A 20,792-nucleotide genomic window follows, 5' to 3' on the forward strand; every position below is an offset into this window, starting at 1 on the left:
GATCATGCCCGCACAGTGATCGCGGCCTGGGCCGAAGATTACAACCAGGCGCGGCCACACTCGGCCCTTGGATATGAGACACCGGCGGCGTTCGCCGCCGAACTGCATAAGCAATGGCCTGTGCAGCTACGCCCTTCGGGCTCCGCTGCACAGGCCATTGCTTACACTGCGCTCATGCGCAACAAAGCTGCTGGGCTCTAATCCCCGCTGGTGGAAACCAGGGGGTCACGTCAGCGCTTCTCCAGTTCCGAGCGCGGCCGCAATCCACGCGAAAGCCGCACCGCGTCCCGAGACTGTTTCTACAGACGTCAGTCAATCTGATCGTGGGTGCGCGCGAGGTCGGGACGTTCGCTCTTCAGATCTTTGCGCCCAATGGAAGGCGGCGGACGCCGCCGCGGACGCTGCTCGTTGGTCGTGGTGGCAAATGGTCGTGGGAATACTTGGTGTTGTGGTCGGTGCTGCGACCGTAGGCGCTGCCATTGCTGCGGCATTATACGCCAAGAAAGCAGCAGAAGAGGCAATGCGGAGCGCCACGGTGGCTTCGGATGCCCATGAGGCATTTGTCGCGAGTGAGCGGGCAATCATCCGAGTGTCGCACGCATATCTTTACTTCGCATTTGACGACCTGAGGGTGAACTCTCCTTATGCGATACGGCTTGACCTGAACAATCTCGGACGTGCGGCAACTGTCATCACGAGCGTCTCGTGGGAAGTTTCTGAAGCTCCGATTTTTCCCGAGCGCCTGCGGTTCGAACAATTCCGAACGGAATATGTCGGCGCGGGGGTTGAAAACAATGAGATTGCCCCTCTCTCGTCAGACGACCCCGGCGACGGGCCAATTTGGATCATGGGTTATTTGGAATATTCGTCGATTGGGCGAACATACCGGACTTACTTTTGCCTCAGCGGTACATATCACGAGCCAGATGCTGCCGGGGAAGGAGGATGGAGGCTGGCAGAGGCAGTCTGTCAGGGCTTGCCGGTGAGCACCTGACATCGAAATCGAGGAATAGGGGACGAGCATGGATTTCGATAATGCTTCGCTGAGGCCGGGAGAATTTGCGTTCTATTTGTGTGGCAATCGGGCGGTTGACGCATCCCGGTTTGCCTCACTGCTCCGATGTTTTGCTTGGGTCGGTCCCGAAGCGATCGAGCCTGCCTATGATCTCGACATTATTGAACTGCGCAAAGGCAGCATATTCGCTCGGTTTGCACTCCGTTGGCGCGATGAATCTCCGACAAATGATCAGCTTGACCATATGGTCCTCGAACTGGAGCGATTGCGCACGGCCGTCGGCGAGCTTAACGGGACCGTAGTGAGCGCTATCACGGATCGGGCTGAAGCCGATCGACGCGCGGGGCGCAAGAGCGATTGGGCACTTGCTCTTACGGTAGCCGGCCTCGTCTATACCGTCGCACATGATTTTCTCAACGACGCCCCAAACGAGTGCGCGTCCGCGCTGGCCGAGCTTATGGAGAAAGACTCGGTTCCGGCTATTTATATGTGGTCACCAGATTGCACCTTTCGAATTGGGAATGCCGATGTCCCTGAGGCTCGGCGCCGCGCAACAGTACACAAGCTCGAGGCTGTCGGTATCGAAGCTGGGGCGGCGGAAGTTGGGAGGCAATCTCTCGGCGTCCAACCTGAAAGTGCGGATGTTCCGTTTCCGCAGTCGGCGCATTTTTCTTCAGGTGCCGATGTCCCGCTCACGATCCAGCCTCAGAGTGCGTCCAGCGAGACTGGCGCCGGTTCGCCGGGACCCGTAGTAGGAATTAGGCCTCGCGATAGCACCCACGGCCACGTCGCGACCGAGCCAAAACTTCCTCAAGCCCGCGGCCTCCCTTACCAAGCTCACGGGGTATTTAGTTTTTTTGATGGTCTGATGATCTTTAAAGCCGATGACCGCGCGGATGGAACGGGAACTCGATCCGCAATCCTTATTCCTCCGGAACAATATATGTTCGGCGAAGGTCAGCGATACGAGGTGAAGGGCCGGTTCATTGAAATTCCGGGCGACTACGATCTGGTGATCGCAGATTCTATCGTGCTTCTTAGCTAGGCGTTACCTTGGCTTGTGTTGGTGATCTGGCCTAGCCTAGTGCGGTGCGAACGTCCGGTTCTTCGAATTTTCTCGCCGGAAGCCTATTGGCCGCTGCCGGCCAGATCGAGAAAATTGGCGGCCGGCTGCAGCGCGGCCGACGTCGGCCGTTCCAGACGTGAGTATCCAATTACTGAAACGCGTAGGTAGCACATCTCCGGTCACCTACGATCGCCAGCCTCTTTTGGGCGCCGTTTCGGCAGCGTCGTGCATCAAGAATCGATCCAGTCGAGCGGCACCAACTTGCGTCCGTGCCGCCAGCGTTCGATCACGGCGGCATCGAACCAGTCCTCATTAAGATCGGCATGGTCGAGCAGAATCACCTGAAGCGAGGGCGCGATCTCGCGAGCGACCTCGGCGATCAGCAAGAACAGCTTCTGCACCGCCGTCTTGTCCTCGTCCGCGAGCGACGCGATTGACCCGTCGTCGGCGTCCTTCTCCGGCGGATAGTGCGCCTGGGACGGCTGGTCGAGAATGAGGAAGCCGGGCACAGGCCGCGATTTCTGTCGGAACCATTTGTGGAGCGCGAGATGGGTGAGGACGTGATAGCCAACCCAGTTCTCGCCACTCCCCATCCGTTGCAGCGGCACCGGCCCGTCTATCGTGTCTGCGATCACGGTAAGCTTGCGGATGTCGAGCCGGAGCTGGCTACCGCGATGCTCGAGGTCGAGCGCGTCCGAATAGTCGGTCATCATCCGGCCGATGATATTGAGGTAGGTCTCGAGCCGCTCTTGGGCGTTGTCGTCGCCGACCTCAGACGCAAGCATGGCAACGCGGGCGCGCGCCTCGTCGACTTGCCGCACCAGCGCCGAATTGTCGGCACTGCGGGTCGAGGTGCTCAAATACTGCGTGATCTTACCGACGGTTCGGGCCTGCACGACGAAATCGTCGCGCTGTTTGGCGAGGAGTTCGTTCTCGCGGATGCGGGCAGCCATGCGCTGACCGTTCTCGCGCAAACGGCCTTCGAGCCCGGTCTCGCGCTCCTGAAGCGAAGCGAGCTTCGCCTGGATCTTCGGGCTCTCGGTTTCAACGGCCTGAAGCTCTTGATGCATCCCTGACAACGCGCCCGCGATCTCCTCGACCGCGGGTAGCGGCGTCTCGAGCGCGCTTTCGCATAAGGGGCAGTGGGCATGATCCGCCTCGGCGTCGCGGAACAGGCCGATAGCGCTCAGCCGGGCGCGCTGCTCGCCCGCTTCGCGACGATAGCTACCGTTCTCGGTGCGGAAGAGCCGCGTCGTACGCAGCTCTGACTTGATCTCTTCGAGCTCGTTTCGCAACACGGCGCGCTCGGTGCGCAGCCTTGCCAGCGCATCGTCGGCGCTGCCGACGACAAAATTGCCGCCGACAAAGTCGGCGCTCGCCAGAGGAGCGAGGGCGCCGATGACAGCCTCGGGTGTCGACGCCGCGATGCGCTCATCGACCAAGCCGACGGACTTTGCTTCTTCGAGCAACGCCCGGGCCTCCGGCAGATCGTCCGAACTGGCGTTCGAAATCTCCCGGAGCTGACGCTCGAGGCGCCGCAACTCGCGCTTAGCTGCATCGAGAAGCGAGAGCTTGAGCAGGCGATCCTCGTCGATCGCGCCAAGGAAGTACGGCAGACTATCCTTGATCGCCTGGGCGATAAAATTGTCGCCCGTACGGTGGAACAGGATCTTCTTGCTGTCGATCTCGTCCTGATCCTGGAACGAGAATGTCAGTGCGTGGCGGATGTTGGCGGTAAGCGGATCGCGGGTCTGGCCGGCGGGAGGGCGATGTTGGTTCTCGTTGATGCCGACGGCTGCGTCGAGCATGTCCCCCAGCGCGTCGAGGGTGAAATTCTTGGCCAACACGGACATGGCAGGCGGCTCGATCATCGTCCCGCGCTGCACATATATGTCCGGGCTCGTCTTGGTCCCGGGCCCCGGGTTGCGACGGGCCACGAAAATCTGGCTGTCGCCCGCCTGGAACAGCACGGCGAACCACGACACGTGTCGCCGGATGACGCCCTCGGCGACGTAACAGTCGCCGCGACCGGTACAATAGTCAACGATGTCGATCAGTGCCGACTTACCGGTTTTCGACGCGCCGGTGATGACGTTCAACTCGCCGATCCTGAAAGGCAACTCCCGGATCCGACCATCGTGGCTGTAGAGAATAATGTTGGCAATCTGGAAGGTCATGGCGCCACTCCCCATGCAGCGAAAATGGTGTGATCGGTTCCGGCGCCGGCGAGCCACCGGCCAACAAAGGCCGCCCGGTCAACGCACTCCCGGGTCTCGTCGGTGTGATTGGCGTCCTTGAGATAGGATGCCGGTATGCGGCGGCGGCCGACCACTAGAGCGGCGCCATCGACCGCGAGATAGGCCTGCGCCATCGCGAACATCAGCGCTTCCTGTGTAACTGCCCGGGTCACGCGCATACGGCTGGCGAACGTGACATGCACGTCCTTGTGCTCCTGCAGCCAAGGCAGGACGCCGGTGACGGTCGATTTTGGTAATGCTTCGCGGGTGCGGCGATGAAGCACGATCGGGGCGAGCAAAAACGCTAGTGCGATTGGCATGGGGCGGCCCGCCTTGCGCGAAAAGTCGGCCACCATGCGGCACAGCAGCATCCCGACAAAGGCCGGGTTCAGCAAATATGCCTCCTCGTGCGGCCTATCGTTCCAGGCCGGTCGGCCGCCATATCCCTCGTCATTCATCGCCGCCTCCCGTTGCACGGAAGTCTGGGTGCCATCCCAAGGCCAGGCGGTTAGCGAGAATATGGAAGCTTCCGTGCGTCAGGAACCGCTGCCGCACCGAGCGGAGCGGGAAATCGGCATCGCGCTCCGCCCATTGATAGACCTGCCTTCCCGCGGCGATCCGGCCGGCATTGTCTCGTCCATCACATTCCTCGCAGGCGGATTCGAAGCGGGGTTCCCACGCTTCGATCAGGCCACGCTCGTAGCGTTGCAGCTCGTTGTCGACGAGCAAGTCGTCGCGCGTCCATCGCGATCGCTGCTCGAAGGCGCGATAATAGTCGCGGATTGCCCATTCAATCCGCTTCGGCGCGACCTCAATATCGCGTAGCTGGCGCACAAACGGGCGCCCGTCATGCTCGTCGAGTATCTCCTGAGTTACATCCAGTTCGGCGAAATCGACCGGCAAGGCGTCGCGGTGGAAACTCTCGCGCAGTTCCTCGATCTTGGCATCGACGGCAACGACAGGGATCGGCGGCGCGCCTGCGATCGAGAGGGACGCGATGACCTGGCGGAACCACCATCCCTCCAGACGCTCGACGAGCGCTGGAATATGCTGTGTCTTCGCGGCATGGTGCAGCTCGGCCTCGATATCGGCTTGTAGATCGAGCGCGTCGGGTGCCGCGTCGAGCACCGTCATGGCCTTAAGAAGGCCCACGCGCAGCGTGGGGCTGAGTGCGACGAATGCTTCATAGGCGGGCGCGTTGGTTGCACTCGTCGATGTGGAAACGGAAGCTTCGAGTAGCGCCAAGGCCTCGGTCTCGTTGCGGCCATCCGCCCTGAGCAGCGACGCGGCCGAGCCGGAAGGCGCGATTGCGGTGGTGATGAGGAAGAAGCGGGACGAGAGTACCGTCGCGGGGTCGGCCGCTATACGCTCGGCCCAGACGCGGAGCGTCTTCCACATATCGGTGCTAGCGTCAGAAAGGCTGCCCTTGCCGGCGAGGTGATGCTTGGTCTGTATTAGCTCGACGGGATCGCCATTCTGCTCGAACGCGACGTCATCGAACCGTTCGATTGAAATGTCCGCCCCGGGCGCATCGCGCGTCGCTTCAATCGCCTTGAACAGCGCGAAACGGCATTGATACAGGTACCCGACCATCGATGCCGTGGCATCGAACTTGTTGCCGCCCGCCATAACTTGAAGCCAATCCCCCGCCTAAACCCCGGAACAGTCCTACGTTTTCGACCGATATGGTCAAGTGCAAGATCCAACACGGACGCGATTGGCGTGTGCCGCTCGGCGACGGATTACGATCACGAGTCGCCGGTGGCGACCGCAATGAGCCCGGCTTGCCGCCGCAGCACAGAACCTACGGAAGCTCGCCAAGCTGATCCCCATGCACGGCGATCGGCGGCTCTTTCATTTCTTTTTGGGGGGCTTACTAGATTTGCTGGGTTTGAGGGACGGTGTGTTACCTGGTGTGGTTTTGTTGTCACGGCGACGCTGATCGGGTTTTCCTGTTGATTTTGCTATCGGCTTGGGTCCTGGCTTAAGTGCCATGGGCGCTCTCCTTTTCTTGTTTAAAACCAATCCTGCGCGCAACTTTTTCTGATGCTTTAGCGCGGGGAGGTATTACGTAACAATCCGCACGATTTAAGAACTAAGTCAAGGCTGACTGCTTTCCCAGCCGGCTAGAAATCATAGCAGCCAGTGAGAAAGGATTACGGGCGAACATCGGACGATCGTCCCATGCGCTTCAATTAGCGCGCGCAAATGTCGTTAGAGGAAGCGAGAGCATAAATGCGTAAGTCCGCTTTTGCAGACTTCTGAGTGAAACCGGTCAGTCCGAAATCGGCCATCTGCGTTATCTATCGGGAGCGGATTCCCGGAGAACGAGGTTCACCGGCAGCGTCGACGAATAGGTGCCTTCGCCATCCAGCCGTCGAAACAGATGATCGACTATCGTTGCCGCGATACCGGGGACGTCTTGCCGAACGGTGGTTAGCGCCGGGTGGGATTGCGAGGCGAGATCGCTGTCGTCGAAGCCAACGACCGAGACATCTGCAGGGCAGCGCTTGCCTGCACTCTCAAGCGCGCGGATCGCGGACAGCGCGATGCCGTCCGATGCTGCAAAGATACCGTCGAACTCCACGCCCCGGGCGAGAAGTTCCCGCACGGCGTCATAGGCCGAGCGCCCTGTAAAATGCGCGGGCAGGACAAAGCTTTCTTCGACCGACAGGCCATGATCGCCGATCGCCTGGCGGTAACCGTCCAGCCGGAGGTCGATCTGCGGCAGTTCGGCGGGACCGAGGAACAGAATGCGCTTGCGACCGGAGCGAAGCAAATGGTCGGTCGCGAGCCGGCCACCCTCGAAATTGTCCGAGCCGACAGAGCAATAGATTTGGTCTGGCAGTTCTGAACCGAAAACGACCAGCGGGCGATAGTCGCGGGCGGCAAGATTGAGGGCCTCATGCTGGTCGCTCTGCCCGACTATGATGAAGCCATCGGCGCGCTGCGACTGAACGAGGCGCCCGAGCCAATGCGCGTCGGGCGACGGTTCCCGCACGAGCAGGATGTCGTAGCGCCGTTGCGATATCTCGTCAGCGAGATGTCCAAACAGGCGCAGGAAGAAGGGGTCGGAAATCAGCTGCTCGCGCTCGTGGCCAAGCGGGACCGCGACGGCGATCGTCTGCGTCTGGCTCTGGCGCAGGTTCCGCGCGGCGCGGTTCACGACATAGCCATGCTCTCTCGCCAGCGCCTGGATCGTAGTTCGCGTTGCCTCGGGAATGGTGGGATGATCGGCAAGCGCCCGCGACACGGTCGACGAGGATACCCCCGCGATCCGCGCAATGTCCGTCATCTTGATTGCCCGGCCCGACTTTGGGCGCACCTTTTCCAGTTCCATTCCACTCGCCCGTCTGCGTTACGCCATCGATTGCACCGCCGATCAGGCCTGCGCAAGGTCCGGCGTCAAATTCGGTGCCGTGTTGTGATCGGCGTTGCGCGCCGCAAGGCTTTCGAGGACCGCCGCATGATGCGACCGATCGATCCTGTATCGCCGAAGAAAGGGGATGGCCGCGAGCACGACCAGCGCGCCGCCGAGGCCCCATAGGAGACCCACCGACGTGGCGATATCCGGCGGGACGATCCCGCTCGCTTTCGCCGGCGCCACGAACCCGATGAGTTGGAGACCGAGTCCGGAAAGGAAGGCACCGAGACCGGTGGCAGCCTTGGCTCCGACCATCAGCGCCGCGGCATAGAGGGCCTCGCGGCGCACGCCGAAGAGGTGATCATGCTCATCGACCGCGTCGGCGATCATCGAGTAGAAGCAGACGAAGCAGAGCGCGCCGCAGCCGCCGAAGAGCAAGCCGCTGATCGCGACGAGAACGACCGCGATCATCGACCCCGCGGGAATGACGCCGGTGACGGCGAGCAGGGTGATGACGATCTGGTAGACGCCGAGCAGCGTGATCGCGCCGACGACGCCGTCGCGCTTTTCGATGCGCCGCAGCAAGAGGCCTGCGGCGAGGGTTCCGAGCAGCATGCCGAGCGGCAGAACGAGCAGCGGCAGCTGCATATAGGCGGTCGGCAGCTCCCAGAAATAGCGGTACGCGTGAAGGTTGAGCGCCGTCGTCGCGCCCTGGCCGACCAGCACCAGCACCGCGCCGCCGAACATCGGCACGAAGGACGGATTGCGAAACAGCTGTGCCATGTCCGACAGGAAGCCGGTGCCCGTCGCCTCGCCGGGCGGCATCGGCAGCCTGCGCACGGTCTTGAAGATCCCCCCCACGCAGACCGACCCGAACCCGCCGATCAGGCAGGCGGTCATGAGCCCGAGCCACTGGTAGGGCGGCCGGGTCTGGAGCGCGCCGTCTTCGGCGAACAGGAAGCCGAAGGCGGGGAGAAGCGCGGCCGCGGTGCCCAGCACGATGAACAGGGCCCGGTAGGTGCTGATAATCGAGCGCTCGCCATAATCGTCGCTGAGTTCGGCGGTCAGCGCCGAATGAGGGAGCGCGAAAACCGACAGGCCGACACGCAGGACGATGTTGAGCGCCAGCACATAAGCGAAGAGGGCGCCGCCGGCGAGATTGGCGGGGAGCGTGAACAGCAGCGCCGAGGCGATCATCATGGGCGGAAGCGCGATCGTCATGAAGGGGAGGCGGCGGCCCCAGCGCGACCGCCAATTGTCCGAGAGCCGCCCGATGAACGGATCGAGCAACCCGTCGACGCCAAGCGAGATCAGGAAAATGCTGCCGGCGGCAGCCCCCGACATCCCGCATACGGCGGTGAGATAGAAGAGGAGGAAGGTGTTGACGATCGCCTGGACGATGGCGTCGACGGCTTGACCGCTCCCGTAATAAAGCTTCGTCGAAGTGCCGACTTTGGCGCCTTTCGGAAGGTCGGTCGGTCCTGTCATGCGTGCTCTCCACCTACATTCGTTGCCGCCGGGTAACAGAGAGTTGACAACTGCGCAATCGATTGCGTAAACCGCACGCAATCGATTGCGTATTCCATCGCGGATTCGCAGCTTATGGGGAGAGGACCTATGACACGCCGCCTGACCGCCGCCGCCCTTACCGGCATTGCACATATCGCATTGATCACTCCGGTGATGGCGCAAGATGCAGCTTCCACGACGGAAAGCAGTGACAGCGACATCGTCGTGACGGCGTCGCGCCAGGGCTCGCAGTCGCTGATCGACACGCCGCTCGCGATCCAGGCCTTCAGCGGCGAGCAGCTCGAAGAGCGCGGAATCCGCGAGACGACCGATCTTGTGAACTCGATCCCGGGTGCTTCGCCGGGCGAACAGGTCGGCTCGGTGATCAAGACCTTCTCGCTGCGCGGCGTGGGAGCCGCGGGCGGCATCGGCGACTCGCCGATCGGCTACTATATCGACGACGTTCCCTTCGCGATTCCCAATTCGCCGATCGCGCCGCCGCTCCGCTTCATCGATATCGACCGCATCGAGGTCCTGCGCGGGCCGCAGGGTACGCTCTATGGGCAGGGTTCGGCAGGGGGCACGATCATCTACCATACGCGCGAGCCCGATCTCGACAATTTCGAGATGCGCGGCGAGGCGACGATCGCGAAGATGGATGATGCGAGCGCGCTGAACTACGGGGTGTCGGCAGCGATCTCGGTGCCGCTGATCAAGGATCGGCTCGCGATCCGCATCAGCGGCGGCTATGACAAGCGTGCCGGCTATGTCGATATCTTCAGCGAGACGCCGGCGACCGGTGGGCCGTCGTTCAAGAATGCCAATGACGTCACCAACCGCGACGTGCGGGCGGTCCTGCTCTGGCAGCCGACCGACGCGCTGCGCATCCGGGCGCAGGCCGCGCACTGGGAACCGCGCCAGAATTATACGCAGAGCATCAACCAGCTTGAGCCTGCCCAGCAGTGGTTCAGCGGAACCACGCGCGGATATGAGAACGGGAATTTCGATCTCTACAGCGTGTCGGTCGAATATGACGCCGGCGCCGCGATCCTCAGCAGTTCGACCAGCTATCTCGATGCCGAATATGGCTATCTGACCGGACAGACCTTCGGACCGCTCGGCACCGGCGCGCTCTTCAACGGTTATGATGCGCGCAGCTTCGCGCAGGAAATCCAGCTTCGCTCGAACGGCGATGGTCCGTTCCACTGGCTGGTCGGCGGTTTCTACCAGAATGCTAAGGCGCTCTTCAGCTTCGATGCCAACTTGACCGCGCTCACCATCAGTGGGTTCAACGATACGCGGACCCGCAACTATTCCGCTTTCGGCGAAATCAGCTACGATCTGTTCGGCGGCAAGCTCGTGCCGCTGGTCGGCATCCGCTATTACAAGGACAATCGACGCTTCGATGCGGACTCGATCCTGACCGGAACGGGCTCGGGGCAAACCAAACCCGACAAGGTGACGTGGCGCGCGAACCTTTCCTGGTTCCCGACCGACGATCTGACCGCCTTCGTGACGGTCAGCACGGGATTCCGGAGCGGCATTACCCAGACGCCGTTCCAGGCCTCGCTGGTCGAGGCCTCGGGAATTCCGTCCTCGATCGCGCTCGCTCCCGATACGCTCACCAACTATGAGGCGGGCATCAAGGCGAAGCTCGCCGACGGCCGCGTCCAGCTCGGGCTCAACGTCTACCGCATCGACTTCAAGGATCTGCAATTCGGTCTGACGCCGTTCGGCGTTTCCGCGTTCGCGAATGTCGGCAAAGCCCGCACGACGGGGGTCGATCTCGAAGCGCGGTGGCGCACCCCGATCGATGGCCTCAATCTCGGCGCGGTCGCCAACTGGAACGACAGCGAGTTTCGCGACGTCTATCCCGCCGTCACCGCCTCGCTTCCCAACGTCGCCAATGGCGAGCGCCTGTCGAGCACCGCAAAGTACAACTATCGTCTCGATGCCGATTTCGAGCGGCCGCTGGGAAGCGGCGATCTGCGCTTCTTCCTCAATGGCGCGGCCAGCCGCACAAGCAGCCGGGTCATGTACGATGGCTATGTCGTTGAGCCTTACTCGCTCTACAATGCCAGTGCGGGCATCCGCACCGACCGCTGGGAGCTTTCGATCTTCGGCGAGAATCTCGCCGACGAGCGCGGTCCGTCCTTTGTTCGCAACAGCCTGCTGTTCGCCGGACCTTATCCGCGCACCATCGGCCTGCGCCTGCGCACGACCATCGATTGATCCGAGGGGGCGGGGGCGAGCGCAGCGGCGCTCGACCCTTTCCCGTCGATCCGCGACTGATGGCGGCGCGTCCGTCCCATCCTCGAATAGGTAAGAGTATTTTGTCATGACGGTTCCGGCTCGCTGGACGGGCGATCATATCGAGGCGATCGACGCGGCATCCGTCCTGCGTGCGCCGCTACTCAGCGAGGAAGATTTCGCGCCGATCGCCCCCGATCTCGGCATCTGGGACGCCTGGCCTGTGCAGGACGAGGCCGGAAGGCCGATCACCCTCGCCGGCGGCAGGCAACTATGGATGGCCCTTGGCGCTCCGCGTTTCGCCGACCCGGACGAGCGCCATGGGCATGCCCGCATCCACCTGCTGCTGCGCGGCGGCGCCGGCTGGCGTCACCTCGGGCCCGTGATGCCCGCCGGCTTCTCTCCAGGCAGCCGCGAATGGTCGGGATCCGCCGTCGCCTCGGCAGATCTTGCGACCGTGACATTATATTTCACCGCCGCGGGGCGCCGCGGAGAGAGTTCTCTTACCTTCGAGCAGCGGCTTTTTTCGGCGACAGCGACGCTCGACAGCTCGGGCGAAGCGCCGGGACTCACCGGCTGGCGCGCCCTCGAAGAAATCGTCCCGATCGATCCCGACCATTATATGTCGACCTGCGACGGACCCGGCGAGGTCGGGAAGATCAAGGCGTTCCGCGATCCGGCTTTCTTCCGTGATCCGGCAGGCGGCGATGACTTTTTACTGTTCGCAGGATCGCAGGCGCGCTCGCGTTCGGCCTATAATGGCGTGGTGGGAATTGTGCGCCGCCGACCCGGCGAGCAGGGCTGGACCCTCCTTCCGCCGATCGTCAGCGCAGACACGCTCAACAACGAACTCGAGCGACCGCACATCATTTTCCACGCCGGCCTTTATTATCTCTTCTGGTCGACGCAGCGTCATGTTTTTGCGCCGTCGGGGCCTGCCGGCCCGACCGGGCTCTACGCAATGGTATCCCCCGCGCTCTTCGAGGGCTGGCGCCCGGTCAATGGTAGCGGGCTGGTGTTCGCCAATCCCGAAGCCGCGCCGGCGCAGGCCTATAGCTGGTTCGTACTGCCCGACTTGTCCGTCACGAGCTTTGTCGATGACTGGAGCGGCGGCGATGACCGGAACTTCGGCGGCGCGTTTGCGCCTTTCGTTCATCTGTGGCTGGCGGGCGACAAGGCAGGGATCGCGCGATAGCTATGGTCCCTATGAAGACAATCGCCGGCATCGAACTGGGGGGGACGAAAGCGCTGGCTGTCCTTGCCCGCGGGAGCGAGATTCTGGCGAGCGCGCGATTTGCGACGACGACGCCAAATGAAACGCTCGGCGCCCTCGTCGACACGCTCGAAGGGTGGAAGCGGCGCGAAGGATTTGCCGCGCTCGGAATAGCTTCTTTCGGTCCGCTGCGGCTTGATCCGGGTGCAACGGATTTTGGCACAATGCTCGCCACGCCCAAGGCAGGCTGGAGCGGAGCCGATATCGCGGGTGCGCTGGGCGCGGTCGCGGATTGCCCGTGGCGTATCGATACCGATGTCAATGCCGCGGCCCTTGCCGAATGGCGCTGGGGCGCTGGACAGGGCCTCGACAGCCTCTGCTATCTGACGCTCGGCACCGGCGTCGGCGGGGGCTTGCTGCTCGGAGGGCGCCCCGTGCACGGGGCGCTCCATCCCGAGATCGGGCATCTCCGATTGCGGCGCGCAAACGGCGACGAGTTTTCGGGTAGCTGCCCGTTTCATGGCGACTGCATCGAGGGCCTGTTGTCGGGTCCTGCGCTGCAGGCGCGGTTCGGCAGGGCGGGCGAGGAAATACGGGCAGATGATCCGCGCTGGTCGTTTGTCGCGCACGACCTGGCCCAGCTGATCGGTGCTCTTCTGCTGGTAACGAGCCCGCAGAAAATCCTGATAGGCGGCGGGATCGGCATGGGCCGCTCCTTTCTGCTCGAACGCGCCTGGCAGCATGTCGTCGCGGACCTGGCTGGCTATCTTCCCTTCGTCCCGGGCGACGCGGCCGAAGATCTGGTCACGCTTCCGGCGCTCGGAGACCGGGCCGGGCCGCTTGGCGCCGTCGCGCTCGGCGAAGCCGTGTTGATCGATGCCCGAACCAAGGAGGGAAAATTTTGACCAACCGTTCCCAAATTCAGGGCACCGTCGATCCGCAATTCGCGGCGTGCCGCGACGCATTCGAAGCGAACTTCCAGGAGGGCGGCGAACGCGGGGCCGCCTGCGCCATCTATCGTGACGGCCAGCCGGTGCTCGATCTCTGGGGCGGCTCGGCAGATGCCAGCGATCAAACCCCCTGGTATCGCAATACCGCCGTCCCCGTTTTCTCGGTCACCAAGGGAATATCGGCACTGTGCGTCCTGTCGCAGGTCTCGAACGGCAGGATCGATCTCGATCTGCCGCTCGCGCACTACTGGCCCGAGTTCGCGGCGCACGGCAAGGGCGATATCAGTGTCCGCAAGGCGCTCGCACATCAGGCTGGCGTTCCCCTGATAAGCGGACCGATCACGATCGCAGGCCTGGCCGATACAGCCGCGATGGCAGCAAGGCTTGCGGCGGAAGCTCCGCTGTTCGAACCGGGCACGGCACACGCCTATCATGCGATCACCGTGGGCTGGATCACGTCGGAACTGATGCGGCGGGTGACCGGCCAGACCATCGGAGAATGGTTCCGCGCCAATCTTGCTGGGCCGTTGGAACTCAACATACAGATTGGCCGCAGCGGCGACGCGCAGTCGCCCATTGCCGCCGTCGAGGTTCCGGCCGAATATGACACGCCCGAACTTGACCCGTCATCGATCGCAGCGCGCGCGATATCGCTGAATGGCCTTTTCCCCGCGCGGATGAGCGGTCTCGCCGACGCCATGAACGATCCCGCCGTGCAGCGCGTCGAACTGGCGGGCGCAAATGGTGTCGCCGACGCCCGCTCGCTCGCGCGGCTCTATTCGAAGGCGATCGGTAGCGTCGGCCAGGCTCCGCTTGTTTCGGAGAATTGCCTTCGCGACGCCTGTCGTACCGTGTCTTCGGGAACGCCTTTCGGTCAGGACTTCGCCGGTCCGACCTGGGGCGCGGGCCTCATGCTGCCATGGGCGATCCAGCCGATGCTCGGCGAGGGATCGTTCGGCCATGACGGGGCGGGGGGCTCGCTCGCCTTTGCCCACCCATCCTCGGGTGTCAGCTTTGCCTATGTCCGCAACCGCACCGGCCAACCCGGCGTCAGGGACCCACAAGTGTACCGCGTCGTCGATGCGCTGGCGCGCATCCTCGGCCTTTCCATTCCAACTTATTGACGGAGTTTATCGTGGCGCTCGACCCAGTATTGCAGCAACTTGTCGACCAACTGCCTTCCGTGCCGCCGGGGCCCGTCGACTATCCGACGCTTCGGGCGCAGGCTGCCGCGATGATCCCGATGATCGTTGGGCCGGGCGGCCGCATAGACGTTGCTTCGATCGAAGACCGGCAGATCGAAACGCGCGACGCCAAGGTCCCACTCCGGATTTACCGTCCATCGACCGAGCCGACGGGGACGCTGCACTATATTCACGGCGGCGGCTGGGCCATCGGCGACCTCGACACCGTCGATCATACCATCCGCCGGCTATGCCGGGATCTCTCGATGGTGGTGGTGGCCAGCAGCTATCGTCTCGCCCCCGAGCATCCCTTCCCGGCGGGATTTGACGACAGCCTCGCGGCCGCGCGCTGGATTGCCGCCAATCGGTCGTCCCTCGGCGGTGATAGTCTTCCTGCGATCATCGGCGGCGATAGCGCCGGCGGCAATCTAGCGACCGCAATCTGCATCGCTATACGCGACGAGCCCCAAGAGGGACGGCCCTTTGATGCACAGCTCCTGCTCTACCCGGCCGTCGACCTCGACGCCGGCGAGAATGACTATCCGTCCCGCGTTCGCGACGCTGATCCGACGCTCCGCCGCGCGAGTCTGACGGTGTGTGTCGCCGATTATGCGCAGGGCGCCGACACCGCCGATCCGCGCCTGTCGCCTCTCAAGGCAGACGATCTCTCGCGCTTGCCGCGTGCGTTGACGGTCGTCCTATCGGTCGATCCGCTGCGCGACGAGGCCGTTGCCTACGCCGGACGCCTGCGAGATGCGGGGGTTCGCTCCGAACTCCTGGAGTTCGATCATCTGACGCATGGTTTCGTGCATTTTGCCGGGATCATACCGGCTGCCGCCGAGGCGACCGATGAGGTCGTCGCGCGGCTGCAAGCTTTGCTGGCGAATGGGTAGACTGCGGCTGGCCGCGATCAGGTTGAGGACATGCTAGATGACAATCCCGGGTTTGATGCAGAACCTGCCGCTCAACATCTCGCAGATATTGCGCTTTGCAGCGACAGCGCACGGCGATCGCGAGATCGTATCGAAGGACTGCGACGGCAAGCTCTTTCGTTACGATTATGCGGGTGCGCTCTCGCGAGCGGCGGCGGGGGCCGAGTGGCTCATGAGCCTCGGGCTCGAACCGGGGGACCGGATCAGCTCGCTCGCTTGGAATACGCACCGGCATTTCGAACTGTTTTTTGCTGCGCCCGGGAAGGGGCTTGTTCTCCACACCGCCAATCCGAGGCTCCCGGACGAACATATCGCATTTACGATCAACCATGCCGAAAGCCGGGTGCTTCTCTATGACGCCAATCTGCACGAGATCGTCGAGCGGCTGAAACCCGCGCTCCATACGATCGAGCATTTCGTGATGCTGACCGGGGATGACTATGATCGGCGCATCGCTGAATTTTCCGGGACAACCCTTTGGCCCGACCTCGAGGAGAACAGCGGGGCCTTTCTCTGCTACACATCGGGCACCACCGGCGATCCGAAGGGCGTGCTCTACTCGCACCGCTCGGTGGTGCTGCACGCGCTTGTCGCCGGCCTGTCGGGCGCGCTCGGTTTCTCTGCCTTCGACGTGATCTTGCCGTGCCAGTCGCTCTATCACGCGACGGCCTGGGGCCTCCCATTCGCGGGAGCGATTAACGGAGCGAAGTTCGTATTTCCGTGCGACAAATTCGACGGAGCGAGCCTGCAAGAGCTGATCAAGTCCGAGGGCGTCACCTTCTCGGGCGGCGTGCCGACAATCTGGACCATGTATCTCGATCACCTCGCCCGCACGGGCGAGGACACGGGGACGCTCGAGCGTGTCGTGATTGGCGGGTCGGCCGTGCCGCGCGCGATGGCGGAGACGTTCGAGACCCAATATGGCGTCAAGGTTCGTCAGATCTGGGGCATGACCGAGATGTCGCCGCTCGGCGTGCTCGCAACACCGACGCCGAAGGTTGCAGCGCTAGGCCATGATGAAATGAACGACATCATCTGGACGCGGCAGGGCCGGCTCCAGTTTGGCGTAGAACTCAAGATTGTCGACGACGATGGGCAGAAGTTGCCGCACGATGGTGTCGCGGCAGGAAGCGTGCTCGTTCGTGGGCCTTGGGTTCTGGAACGATATTACCGGCAAGTGGTCAGCGCGCTCGACGCCGACGGATGGTTCGATACCGGTGACATCGCCACTGTAGATGCAAATGGCTTTATGCGCATCACCGACCGGAAGAAGGACGTTATCAAATCGGGCGGCGAATGGATCAGTTCGATCGACATCGAGAATGTCGCCGTCGCTTGTCCGGGCGTCAAGATCGCGGCCGTTATTGGCGTATTTCATCCCAAATGGGAGGAACGGCCGCTCCTCGTCATCGAACCTATGCCGGAAGCCTCGTTGACCGAAGCGGATGTCCGGGCGTGGCTTGACCCCCGGCTCGTAAAATGGTGGCTTCCCGATCAAATCGTTTTCGGTGACGTGCCGCTCACTGCGACTGGTAAGATCGATAAGAAGGCGCTCCGCACTTTCTACAAAGACCGGCTAACGGCGTAGCGTCCGCTAACCCTGCCGCCGTGCCCAAAAGCTGCCCGTCCGAAATCGGCCAGGTTTAGCTATTCCAAGTTAGCGGCTTCCCCGAAGTCGGATACATCTTTATGGCGCGCGCATGGCCACAAGATCGTCAACCGCGGAACGCGTCGAAGGCCTTGTCCGGCGCATGGACGGGACACCGCTTTGCGACGAATGCATCGCGGACCGGCTCGATCTCTCGTCGGTTGCGCAGGCCAGCACCGCGACCCAGTCGGCTGGCGGCGTTCGCGGCTTCGAATTGTTGAAAGCCCCGTGCGGCCTGTGCGGCGAACCGCGACACGTCATTCGCTACAAGAGTTGAACGCCGGGCAGTTGCCGCTGCCGGATCGAGCGCGGCTCGATTGGGCGTGCTCTTGCGCCGGCAGGCGGCGCCAGGGGCCGCGCGATGTTCTGGCCGCGCAGCGCACTTGGCTCGCTATCCTTGCCGGGCGGCGGCTGGCCCCCAGGCCCGCGCGCACGCCGCCCGACGGCGGGCTCGCCAAGAGTGCGTTTCTTGTCGGCGCTTCGCGCCGCGCTTTGGCGCTCGGGGTCGGTCTAGGCGTTTGAATCGGTCGACCCTTCGCATTAGGGCCAGATGATGTTCGCTCTGCTCCTGCTCGCCTCGATTGTTCCGCCTGGCCAGTCCTTCACCTGTACTCCGGTCGCAGTGTGGGACGGCGACGGGCCGATCTGGTGCGCCGAAGGGCCGCATGTCCGTCTCTCCGGCGTCGCGGCGCGCGAGATGGATGGCGGCTGCAGCGCAGGCCATCCCTGTCCCGATGCCGACCCCATAGCGGCGCGCGATCATCTGGTTGGCTTGCTGGGCGAGCCGCAGGGGCGGAACCGGACGGGCCATATTCTTGTTCGCGGGCCGGCCTTGCGCTGTGTGTCGCGCGGCGGGGCCGGCGGCACCCGTACCGCCGCCTTCTGCACGTCGCCCCGCTCGGGCGATATCTCCTGCGCGATGGTCCGCAGCGGTCTCGCGGAGCGGTGGGACAAATTTTGGGGCTCGCATCGCTGCGACTGATCCGACCGAATCGGGAGCGGTGGTTGGGAGTGGCCCGCCAATTCTATCGGTGCCCGTCGCTCGATGGACGTGAGGGCATTTGTCTCCGTCGCTCGAGGCCTTCCCCTTCCTGTCGCCCTTCTGCAGGCCCGGCTCGCCTCTGGCCGTCAACCCCATGCGGGGTTCGCCCTCGCGTTCCGCTCGGTGACGGCAGCTCGCGGTCCCTTCGTTCGGCGCCATCGGGAAAGTCCCCGAGCAACCGAAGGAGAAAATTCATGCCCACCATCGCCAATCTCAACGTCAAGGCCGACGGCAGCTTCGAAGGCACGCTGGCCACCCTCAACGTCACCGCGCCGATCGCGATCGTGCCGAATGGCCGCAAGACCAAGGAAAGCGAGCCCGATTATCGCATCCTCAGCCGCAAGAACGGATTCGAGCTCGGCGCCGGCTGGAAGCGCTTCTCGCAGAGCAACGGCGCCGAATATGTGTCGGTGACGATGTCGGCCCCCGAGTTCGGGACCATCTACGGCAATGTCGCCAACGCACCCGGCGACGACCCGATGAAGAAGGTCATCATCTGGAACCCGCCGGCCTGACGGGTTCCCCGGCTCCGCCTTCGGGCGGAGCCGATCGCTTCAGGTCCATGGAAGGGCGGTCCGGCGGGCCGCCCTTTTTCGTGCCGCCGTAGGACGCAGGGTTCCCGAGTTTCCATTCTGTGCGCTTCTTCCGGTTGGTTCGCATACGACGGATGATAGGCCGCGCTCTGACGCGTTCGGACTTTCGGCAGGTCCGGGACATTATTGGTCAGCGATGAGGCCGGGACGGGGCCGTGCGGCTGGGGGCGGCGGAGGCGTGGGGCCCTGCCGCATGGGCCCGGGCCATTCCCGCTCTCGATTGCCGCTGATCCCTTGGCCGAGGCCAGGCCTCCTTCAATCAACCCGCTTCGGGGTCCCCACGCTGCGCTCGGGCCGCGGCTGCGCTCGCGGTGATTGCGGCCTGTCCCCGTCCCGCGGGGCGCCTGTCGAGCGGGATTGGCCCGCTCCCAAGGACAGGAGTTGATCCCATGCCGCTTACCACCGCCCAATCGCTCGGCTGGAACCTCGCCCGGACGATGATGACCGTGATCATCCTCGTCGAGACCAGTGCTGGCTATTCGGTCATGCCGCTCGACGAATTCGATGGCGACCCCGCGACGATCGTCTGCGAATATGACCCGTTCAACCGCTAAGCCCCGGAAACTAGGTCCAGCATGGTTCCGGTTCGGGTTCGCGCCCGGGCCGGTCCTTGCTATCTTTGCATTGCAGGTTGTGCTGAGGAGGTGGTGGCGGGCGCGTGCGACTGGAGAACGGTCATGACGCTTATGCTGATTCTGGGCGGCGTAGCCATATTCTACTGCCTGCTGCTGTTGTTCCGCTGCGCGAAATACGCGCTGCCGCTCTTCGCGGGGCTGTATCTGGCCTTCTATCTGCGCGATCATGGCCATGGCTGGATCACGATAGCGGCCTTGGGCTTGCTGGCGGCGTTTTCGGTCCATGCGTGCGGTCGGTACATCGCTGGCAGCAGCGCGCCCTCCGCTGTTCGCTTTTGCGTCATCCTGCTGTTCGCCGGAACGGCCGCGGCCACCGGATTTCAGGCGGGCGGCGCGATCGCGGAATTGGCCGATTTCGATCCATGGGCCGATCGCGGCATTTCCATTCTTGTTGCTCTCCTCACCGGGTTGGCAAGTTGGCGCGATTTGTTGACGCAGGGCTCCGATATCGCGCGGACCGAGCTGCACGCTTAGGTTTTCACCGCCCTTCGATATTCCGGGGTCTGTTGCCGACTGGCGGGACATTCCTCCGACGAGCCGCACCGTCACGGCCTCTCGAAATGCGCCATCTGTCGGCGGGCCGCTTCGCTGACCCGGCCTCGGGCAACCGCGCCGGTCGCGACTTTCTTCCCCCGGCGTGCCGTCGTTCCTCGCGAAACAAGAAAGTCGCGCCGGCGCGGTCCTTCGCTCCGCTGCGGGCCTGCGGCTGCCCGCCCGGTTCCCCGCCGACGGTCGATGCGCATCGAGGCCGCGATGGTGCGGCCCGAGCTAAGGAAGGAATGCATCATGGCCAAAATCGGCACGTTCAAGAAAGTCTCCGGCGAATATCGGGGTCAGATCACCACCCTCTCGGTGCAGGCAAAATCGGTTCGCATCACGCCCGAGAAGGACCCCAGCGGCAACGCACCGAGCCACCGCGTCTTCGTCGGCGATGTCGAGGTCGGCGCTGCCTGGGAGAAGCTCACGCAGGATCAGCGCCCCTATCTTTCGGTCAAGCTCGACGATCCGAGCTTCACCGCGCCGATCTTCGCGCAGCTGTTCGCGGGCGAAGATGGCGAACATGACCTCGTCTGGAGCCGCCAGACCCGCCGCGGCGACTGAGCCGCAGGACCCGCCCGGCACCGCCGGGCGGGATACCCATTTCTGGGCATGCC

At 63.4% G+C, this 20,792-nt stretch carries 20 protein-coding genes; 15 read left to right on the forward strand and 5 right to left on the reverse strand.

Annotated features, from left to right (window positions below; all coding sequences use genetic code 11):
• From ACREB7_RS16090 to ACREB7_RS16100, 3 genes are all read left to right on the forward strand, one after another.
• On the forward strand, positions 1 to 201 hold a 201-nt coding region (locus ACREB7_RS16090), incomplete at its 5' end, for an integrase core domain-containing protein (protein WP_431593288.1).
• Between the two features lie 229 nt (positions 202 to 430).
• Entirely contained in the window at positions 431 to 994 is a 564-nt protein-coding gene (locus ACREB7_RS16095) for a hypothetical protein (protein ID WP_431593289.1), read from the forward strand.
• 28 nt (positions 995 to 1,022) lie between these two features.
• Positions 1,023 to 2,060 carry a hypothetical protein gene (locus tag ACREB7_RS16100; protein WP_431593290.1) on the forward strand — a complete coding sequence of 346 codons (1,038 nt, stop codon included), beginning with the start codon at positions 1,023 to 1,025 and terminating at the stop codon, positions 2,058 to 2,060.
• Positions 2,061 to 2,311: 251 nt separating this feature from the next.
• Here the strand turns inward: ACREB7_RS16100 and ACREB7_RS16105 are convergent, their stop codons facing one another.
• The 5 genes from ACREB7_RS16105 to ACREB7_RS16125 form a co-directional block, all read right to left on the reverse strand.
• Positions 2,312 to 4,258 (reverse strand): DUF3732 domain-containing protein, encoded by a 1,947-nt coding sequence (locus ACREB7_RS16105; protein ID WP_431593291.1) that lies wholly within the window; start codon positions 4,256 to 4,258, stop codon positions 2,312 to 2,314.
• A complete protein-coding gene (locus ACREB7_RS16110) occupies positions 4,255 to 4,713 on the reverse strand; it encodes a three component ABC system middle component (RefSeq protein ID WP_431593292.1) in 459 nt (152 codons plus the stop codon). Before ACREB7_RS16110 ends, ACREB7_RS16105 begins: the two co-directional genes overlap by 4 nt.
• A 55-nt stretch (positions 4,714 to 4,768) precedes the next feature.
• Positions 4,769 to 5,947: an ABC-three component system protein gene (locus ACREB7_RS16115; protein WP_431593293.1), complete on the reverse strand. Its 1,179-nt coding sequence runs from the start codon at positions 5,945 to 5,947 to the stop codon at positions 4,769 to 4,771.
• Positions 5,948 to 6,617: 670 nt separating this feature from the next.
• The gene (locus ACREB7_RS16120; protein ID WP_431593294.1) at positions 6,618 to 7,658 is read right to left on the reverse strand and encodes a LacI family DNA-binding transcriptional regulator; all 1,041 of its coding nucleotides are present in this window, start codon (positions 7,656 to 7,658) and stop codon (positions 6,618 to 6,620) included.
• A 42-nt stretch (positions 7,659 to 7,700) separates the two neighbouring features.
• Positions 7,701 to 9,374 carry an MFS transporter gene (locus tag ACREB7_RS16125; protein WP_137870335.1) on the reverse strand — a complete coding sequence of 558 codons (1,674 nt, stop codon included), beginning with the start codon at positions 9,372 to 9,374 and terminating at the stop codon, positions 7,701 to 7,703.
• On the opposite strand from ACREB7_RS16125, the gene ACREB7_RS16130 reads away from it, so the two are divergent.
• From ACREB7_RS16130 to ACREB7_RS16185, 12 genes are all read left to right on the forward strand, one after another.
• Positions 9,300 to 11,423: a TonB-dependent receptor gene (locus ACREB7_RS16130; protein WP_431593295.1), complete on the forward strand. Its 2,124-nt coding sequence runs from the start codon at positions 9,300 to 9,302 to the stop codon at positions 11,421 to 11,423. The genes ACREB7_RS16125 and ACREB7_RS16130 overlap by 75 nt on opposite strands.
• A gap of 106 nt (positions 11,424 to 11,529) precedes the next feature.
• Positions 11,530 to 12,636, forward strand: coding sequence for a glycoside hydrolase family 68 protein (locus tag ACREB7_RS16135; RefSeq protein WP_431593296.1), 1,107 nt, complete (start codon positions 11,530 to 11,532; stop codon positions 12,634 to 12,636).
• Positions 12,637 to 12,647: 11 nt separating this feature from the next.
• A complete protein-coding gene (locus ACREB7_RS16140; RefSeq protein ID WP_231732801.1) occupies positions 12,648 to 13,559 on the forward strand; it encodes an ROK family protein in 912 nt (303 codons plus the stop codon).
• A complete protein-coding gene (locus tag ACREB7_RS16145) occupies positions 13,556 to 14,728 on the forward strand; it encodes a serine hydrolase domain-containing protein (RefSeq protein ID WP_431593297.1) in 1,173 nt (390 codons plus the stop codon). The genes ACREB7_RS16140 and ACREB7_RS16145 overlap by 4 nt, the downstream gene beginning before the upstream one ends.
• An 11-nt stretch (positions 14,729 to 14,739) precedes the next feature.
• Positions 14,740 to 15,681: an alpha/beta hydrolase gene (locus ACREB7_RS16150; RefSeq protein ID WP_431593298.1), complete on the forward strand. Its 942-nt coding sequence runs from the start codon at positions 14,740 to 14,742 to the stop codon at positions 15,679 to 15,681.
• 37 nt (positions 15,682 to 15,718) lie between these two features.
• Positions 15,719 to 17,308: a long-chain fatty acid--CoA ligase gene (locus tag ACREB7_RS16155; RefSeq protein ID WP_431593299.1), complete on the forward strand. Its 1,590-nt coding sequence runs from the start codon at positions 15,719 to 15,721 to the stop codon at positions 17,306 to 17,308.
• Positions 17,309 to 17,420: 112 nt separating this feature from the next.
• The gene (locus ACREB7_RS16160; RefSeq protein ID WP_431593300.1) at positions 17,421 to 17,645 is read left to right on the forward strand and encodes a hypothetical protein; all 225 of its coding nucleotides are present in this window, start codon (positions 17,421 to 17,423) and stop codon (positions 17,643 to 17,645) included.
• A gap of 273 nt (positions 17,646 to 17,918) precedes the next feature.
• A complete protein-coding gene (locus ACREB7_RS16165; protein WP_431593301.1) occupies positions 17,919 to 18,350 on the forward strand; it encodes a hypothetical protein in 432 nt (143 codons plus the stop codon).
• A gap of 254 nt (positions 18,351 to 18,604) precedes the next feature.
• Positions 18,605 to 18,925 carry a DUF736 domain-containing protein gene (locus ACREB7_RS16170; protein ID WP_431593302.1) on the forward strand — a complete coding sequence of 107 codons (321 nt, stop codon included), beginning with the start codon at positions 18,605 to 18,607 and terminating at the stop codon, positions 18,923 to 18,925.
• 467 nt (positions 18,926 to 19,392) lie between these two features.
• The gene (locus ACREB7_RS16175; protein WP_431593303.1) at positions 19,393 to 19,557 is read left to right on the forward strand and encodes a hypothetical protein; all 165 of its coding nucleotides are present in this window, start codon (positions 19,393 to 19,395) and stop codon (positions 19,555 to 19,557) included.
• A gap of 123 nt (positions 19,558 to 19,680) precedes the next feature.
• The gene (locus tag ACREB7_RS16180) at positions 19,681 to 20,112 is read left to right on the forward strand and encodes a hypothetical protein (protein WP_431593304.1); all 432 of its coding nucleotides are present in this window, start codon (positions 19,681 to 19,683) and stop codon (positions 20,110 to 20,112) included.
• A gap of 312 nt (positions 20,113 to 20,424) precedes the next feature.
• On the forward strand, positions 20,425 to 20,739 hold the full coding sequence (locus ACREB7_RS16185) for a DUF736 domain-containing protein (protein WP_431593305.1): 315 nt from the start codon (positions 20,425 to 20,427) through the stop codon (positions 20,737 to 20,739).
• Positions 20,740 to 20,792: the final 53 nt, after the last annotated feature.

This window comes from Sphingopyxis sp. (assembly GCF_050725615.1).
Classification (GTDB): domain Bacteria; phylum Pseudomonadota; class Alphaproteobacteria; order Sphingomonadales; family Sphingomonadaceae; genus Sphingopyxis.

What these genes read in the sequence shown, in the direction of transcription:
- ACREB7_RS16100 (WP_431593290.1), top strand. Translation starts at nt 1,023, where the DNA reads ATGGATTTCGATAATGCTTCGCTGAGGCCGGGAGAATTTGCGTTCTAT.
- ACREB7_RS16105 (WP_431593291.1), bottom strand. Translation starts at nt 4,258, where the DNA reads ATGACCTTCCAGATTGCCAACATTATTCTCTACAGCCACGATGGTCGG.
- ACREB7_RS16115 (WP_431593293.1), bottom strand. Translation starts at nt 5,947, where the DNA reads ATGGCGGGCGGCAACAAGTTCGATGCCACGGCATCGATGGTCGGGTAC.
- ACREB7_RS16120 (WP_431593294.1), bottom strand. Translation starts at nt 7,658, where the DNA reads ATGGAACTGGAAAAGGTGCGCCCAAAGTCGGGCCGGGCAATCAAGATG.
- ACREB7_RS16130 (WP_431593295.1), top strand. Translation starts at nt 9,300, where the DNA reads ATGACACGCCGCCTGACCGCCGCCGCCCTTACCGGCATTGCACATATC.
- ACREB7_RS16135 (WP_431593296.1), top strand. Translation starts at nt 11,530, where the DNA reads ATGACGGTTCCGGCTCGCTGGACGGGCGATCATATCGAGGCGATCGAC.
- ACREB7_RS16140 (WP_231732801.1), top strand. Translation starts at nt 12,648, where the DNA reads ATGAAGACAATCGCCGGCATCGAACTGGGGGGGACGAAAGCGCTGGCT.
- ACREB7_RS16155 (WP_431593299.1), top strand. Translation starts at nt 15,719, where the DNA reads ATGACAATCCCGGGTTTGATGCAGAACCTGCCGCTCAACATCTCGCAG.
- ACREB7_RS16160 (WP_431593300.1), top strand. Translation starts at nt 17,421, where the DNA reads ATGGCCACAAGATCGTCAACCGCGGAACGCGTCGAAGGCCTTGTCCGG.
- ACREB7_RS16165 (WP_431593301.1), top strand. Translation starts at nt 17,919, where the DNA reads ATGATGTTCGCTCTGCTCCTGCTCGCCTCGATTGTTCCGCCTGGCCAG.
- ACREB7_RS16170 (WP_431593302.1), top strand. Translation starts at nt 18,605, where the DNA reads ATGCCCACCATCGCCAATCTCAACGTCAAGGCCGACGGCAGCTTCGAA.
- ACREB7_RS16175 (WP_431593303.1), top strand. Translation starts at nt 19,393, where the DNA reads ATGCCGCTTACCACCGCCCAATCGCTCGGCTGGAACCTCGCCCGGACG.
- ACREB7_RS16180 (WP_431593304.1), top strand. Translation starts at nt 19,681, where the DNA reads ATGACGCTTATGCTGATTCTGGGCGGCGTAGCCATATTCTACTGCCTG.
- ACREB7_RS16185 (WP_431593305.1), top strand. Translation starts at nt 20,425, where the DNA reads ATGGCCAAAATCGGCACGTTCAAGAAAGTCTCCGGCGAATATCGGGGT.